We start from the raw sequence: 4,483 nt of genomic DNA, 5'->3' as shown, positions 1-4,483 counted from the left end.
CTGGCGAGCGCCGTGCCGCCCTGGGGATTGTGCGTCTGCCACAAGGAATCGCACGTCATCGACGATGAATGCGGCGCACCGGAATTTTTCATGCACGGCGCGAAGCTCGCCGGGCTGCCGGGTGTCGCGGCAAAGCTAGATCCCGCCGATGTCGAGGCCTATCTCAAGAGCCTGCCCAAGGCCGTGAAGCAGATGCCCCCAAAGGCACTTTCGATCTCGCAGGCGACCGAGTGCGGCACGATCTACACGCGCGACGAGATCGCCGCCTTTGGCGAAGTCTGTCGCGCGCACAGTATGGCGCTGCACATGGACGGGGCCCGCTTCACCAATGCCATGGTCACGCTCGGTTGCACGCCGGCGGAAATGACCTGGAAGCAGGGTGTCGATATTCTCTCTTTCGGCGCGACGAAAAACGGCTGCCTGATGGCCGAGGCCATCGTGGTCTTCAATCCGAAGCTGGTGGACGGGCTGGATTATCGCTGCAAGCGGGCCGGCCAGATCATTTCCAAGGGGCGCCTGATTGCGGCCCAGCTCGAAGGCTATCTCGCCAACGATCACTGGATTGCGAACGCAGAGCGCGCCAACGGCTTCGCCCAGCGGCTGGCCGACGGCCTCGCGCACCTGCCGGGCGTTCGCCTCGCTTGGCCGGTGGAGGCCAACGAGGTGTTTCCGATCTTGCCGCGATCGCTCGATCGGGCCTTGCGAGAGGCAGGTGTGCAGTATCATCCGTGGACGGAGGCGAGCTTACCCGTCGGCGAGGCCGTCGGCGCCGACGAGGCGCTGATACGCTTGGTCGTTTCCTTTGCGACGGACGATGCTCAAATCGACCGGTTGTTGGAAATCGCCCGTTCCGCCTCCTCGAAGCAGGCGGCGGAGTAGAACTGCCCTAAACGCGCCGCATTCTGCCGCGAATGAGGTGGCAGAGACCTTTGACGGCGGGGTATCCCTCCCAGCCCCGACGGGACCAGGACTTCAATAAGACCAAGAAAAAAGCGCTCCGGTTTCCCGGGGCGCTTTCTTTTTTGACGTAGCCGTGTGGTTACGCGGCCTTTTTCGCCTCTATGGTCTGCGGGCCTGCGCTCGAAATCGGGATGAGTTTCGGCTTCTTGGCCTCGGGGATCTCGCGGACGAGATCGATGTGGAGCAGACCGTTCTCGAGAGCCGCACCGGTGACGGTTACGCCATCGGCGAGCTGGAAGCGTCGCTCGAACGCGCGGGAGGCGATGCCCTGATGGAGGACGTCCGCCTTGCGGTCGTCCGAGGGCTTTTTCTCACCGCGGACGGAGAGGCCGTTTTCCTTCACTTCGATGGCCAGATCCCGGTCCGTGAAGCCGGCGACGGCGATCGTGATACGGTAGGCGTTCTCGCCAGTCCGCTCGATGTTGTAGGGCGGGTAGGTCGGGGCAGCCGCCTCGACGCCGCCGAGCTGGTCGATCATCGAGAACAGACGGTCGAAACCGACGGTGTTGCGGTAAAGGGGAGAGAGATCAAACTGACGCATGGCATATCCTCCTTGAGCGACATGCAGTTGACGATCCGCCATCTGAGGCCGGATCAGGGATTGCGCCGCCCAACGGGCCGGCACGGAATTCACGTGGGATGCGTCTTTTCGGCTTTCAAGACCTGCTGCCTTCGTCATTGCGATCCTTTATAAGTACGGGCCCTCTTAGGACGACATCCCTGCCGTGCAGATTTTTCCCACGCCTGACAATCCAGTTCCGCGCGAGCCCGTTCTCCATAGCGTTCAAGCGCAGGACGGCATGACCCTGCGCGCTGTCTCCTGGTTGCCGGCGGTCCGGGAACCGAAGGGCACGGTCTGCATCATCCAGGGGCGGGCCGAGTTCATCGAGAAATATTTCGAGGTCGTGGGCGAGTTGCTATCGCGCGGCTTTGCGGTCGTGGCGTTCGATTGGCGCGGGCAGGGTCATTCAGGTCGCCAGGTCCGAAACAAGCGGAAGGGCTATGTGCGGCGCTTCGAGGATTATCGGTTGGACCTGGAAGCCATCAGGGACCAGGTCCTTCTGCCGACGATGCCGGAGCCGCATTTTGCCCTGGCCCATTCGATGGGTGGCGCCATCGCCCTCAACGCCGCCCAGGAGAGCTGGCTGCCCTTCAAGCGGCTCGTCACGACGACGCCGATGATCTCGCTTTCGCTCCTGAAATATGTCGGGGCGACGATGGTCTTGGCCCGGGTCCTGCGAATGCTTGGGTTCGGCAAAGCGTTCGTTCCAGGCGGAGGCGCGACCTCGATTTCGACGCTGCCGTTCAAAGGCAATCGCCTGACCACGGATCCGGTGCGTTATGCCCGCAACGCCGAAGCGGCGGTGGCCGTCGGTGACGGCGCGATCGGCGCGCCGACGATCGCCTGGATCGATTCCGCTTTCCGTTTCATGCGGCGCTTCGCGGAGCCGCGCTACGCTCTTCAAATCAGATTGCCCACCCTGATTCTGGCGGCGGGAGACGACCCGGTCTGCGCCACCCCGGCGACCGAGCGCTTTGCTTCGCGTCTCAAGGCGGGCCACGCGATAGTCATTCCGGGCGCCCGTCACGAGGTCATGATGGAGAAGGACGCCATCCGCGATCAGTTCTGGGCTGCCTTCGACGCTTTCATCCCAGGCTCGGCCGACCTCTTCGATGCGCGGCCGGAGCCCGTAAAGGTCTCAGCGGCTCAACAGTTCGACGGCGGCGGCATGGACGCGCCGGTCTCCCGCGGCAACAATTCGGCCACCATTCGCCGCTGAACCGCCGTCCCACGACGTCACGATCCCGCCCGCGCCTTCGATGATCGGAATCAGAGCGACGATGTCGTAGGGCTTCAGGCCGGATTCGACGACAAGGTCGATATGCCCGGCCGCGAGCATGCAATAGGCATAGCAGTCGCAGCCGTAGCGGGTGAGCTTGGCAATGCTCTCGACCCGGTCATAGGCCCGCAATTCTTCGCCTGCGAAGAGCTTCGGGCTCGTCGTCGAGAGAACGGCTTCGTCGAGCGAGGGGCAGCGTCGCGTTCTCAGTTTTCGCTCGCCGCCGGGACCGCGGTAAGTCGCACTGCCGCAATCGCCGAAGAAGCGCTCGCCGGTGAACGGCTGGTGCATCATTCCGAAGGCCGGCGTTCCGTTACGTGTCAGGCCGATCAGCGTGCCCCAGGTCGGTAGTCCAGCGATGAACGCGCGGGTCCCGTCGATGGGATCGAGCACCCAGACATATTCAGCATCGGCATTCTCGGTGCCGAATTCTTCGCCGACGATGCCATGAGTGGGAAAAGAGCGGCGGATCAACTGCCGCATGGTCGCTTCGCTGGCCCGATCCGCTTCGGTGACAGGATCGAAGACGCCGCCGCGGGATTTATCCTCCGTCGCGATCGCGGTCCGGAAGAACGGGAGGATCGCCTGGCCGGACGACACGGCGAGCTCGTCCACGAAATGCGAAAAATCAATCAGCCCCATGCGCCTGTTCCAACCTTGTCGGATCGAGGGATCCCGTCCGTGCTTGTATCAAGCGCCGGGGCAGCCGCAAGTGCCGGCTTCCCCCTATGATATCGAGCCATCCCGTGCCGTGCCAGGAGCGATGTCCTATCCGCCGAGGTTAAGGCTGTTATGCAACCGGCACATGGGAACTCAGTATCAAATTTCTTGCAAATGGTGCGGTGCGGTGTACATTGTGCATTGCGACATGGCGATTGGCGTCGCTCTGTCGTAGCCCTTCTTGGGCGTTTCCTCCCTAAACTTCGGGCCACCGGCAACGGTGGCCTTTTTTCTTGCTCGAAGTCGTTTCTAGGCCGAAGTCATTTCTAGGCCGCAGGCTTCGAAGGTACGGCGTCTGCGCGAATATTGGCGGCGGATTATTCGGCGGCCATCCGCTTCGGGGTCCAGCGTTCGTCGATGGCGCGGGTAATTTCCGCGAAAGCGTCCGCGATGTCCTCGGCCAGCACGTTGAAGTCCGGGCGTCGTTCGAGGGTTCGCTCATCCATGTAGAGTGAACGGTTGATTTCGATCTGGAGCGCGTGGCGGTCGAGGCTCGGCTCGCCGTAATGTTCGGTGATGAACCCACCGGCATAGGGCTTGTTGCGGACGACCGTATAGCCGTAGCCCCGAAACACCGCTTCGACCACATCCGTAAGGCCGCTGGCGCAGCTGGTGCCATACCGGTCGCCAAGGATGATGTCGGCTTTCGGCTCGTCGCGACCACCGCAGCTCGACGGCATCGAGTGCCCGTCGATCAGAATGGCGTGGCCGAAGGTTCGTGCCGTCCGCTGGATCAGGCTGCGCAGGGCCCGGTGGTAGGGCTTGTAGAGCCAGTCGATGCGCCGCAGCGCCTCATCGACCGGAAATCGCCCGCGATAGATCTCCTGGCCGTCAGCAACGACTCGAGGGATGGTGCCGAGCCCACCCGCAACCCGCATCGAGCGTGTATTGGCGAAAGAGGGCACGCGGCCCTCGAACATGCGCGAATCGAGCTCGTACGGTTCCCGGTTCAAGTCTAGGAA

The 4,483-nt window shown here is 62.9% G+C and carries 5 protein-coding genes; 2 read left to right on the top strand and 3 right to left on the bottom strand.

Annotation, left to right across the window (positions count from 1 at the left end):
* Positions 1 to 879 (top strand): threonine aldolase family protein (locus AC1DT3_RS12925; protein WP_477465655.1); only part of this gene is annotated, 879 nt, incomplete at its 5' end.
* Positions 880 to 1,039: 160 nt separating this feature from the next.
* Here the strand turns inward: AC1DT3_RS12925 and AC1DT3_RS12920 are convergent.
* Positions 1,040 to 1,501, bottom strand: coding sequence for an Hsp20 family protein (locus tag AC1DT3_RS12920; RefSeq protein WP_477465656.1), 462 nt, complete (start codon positions 1,499 to 1,501; stop codon positions 1,040 to 1,042).
* 184 nt (positions 1,502 to 1,685) lie between these two features.
* Here AC1DT3_RS12920 and AC1DT3_RS12915 point away from each other — a divergent pair, with 184 nt between their 5' ends.
* Positions 1,686 to 2,741 carry an alpha/beta fold hydrolase gene (locus AC1DT3_RS12915; protein WP_477465654.1) on the top strand — a complete coding sequence of 352 codons (1,056 nt, stop codon included), beginning with the start codon at positions 1,686 to 1,688 and terminating at the stop codon, positions 2,739 to 2,741.
* Here AC1DT3_RS12915 and hisN read toward each other — a convergent pair.
* A complete protein-coding gene (gene hisN, locus AC1DT3_RS12910; RefSeq protein ID WP_477465653.1) occupies positions 2,661 to 3,443 on the bottom strand; it encodes a histidinol-phosphatase in 783 nt (260 codons plus the stop codon). The two genes, AC1DT3_RS12915 and hisN, sit on opposite strands and share 81 nt — an antisense overlap.
* Before the next feature lie 395 nt (positions 3,444 to 3,838).
* A partial coding sequence (locus AC1DT3_RS12905; RefSeq protein WP_477465652.1) for an N-formylglutamate amidohydrolase occupies positions 3,839 to 4,483 on the bottom strand: 645 nt, incomplete at its 5' end.

The organism is Microvirga sp. P4_G7 (assembly GCF_056401005.1).
Note: the sequence above shows the minus strand (reverse complement) of the source record. Positions and strands in the feature narration are given on the sequence as shown.

Excerpts from the sequence above, each read along its gene's own strand:
- AC1DT3_RS12920 (WP_477465656.1), bottom strand. The coding sequence starts at position 1,501 with ATGCGTCAGTTTGATCTCTCTCCCCTTTACCGCAACACCGTCGGTTTC.
- hisN (WP_477465653.1), bottom strand. The coding sequence starts at position 3,443 with ATGGGGCTGATTGATTTTTCGCATTTCGTGGACGAGCTCGCCGTGTCG.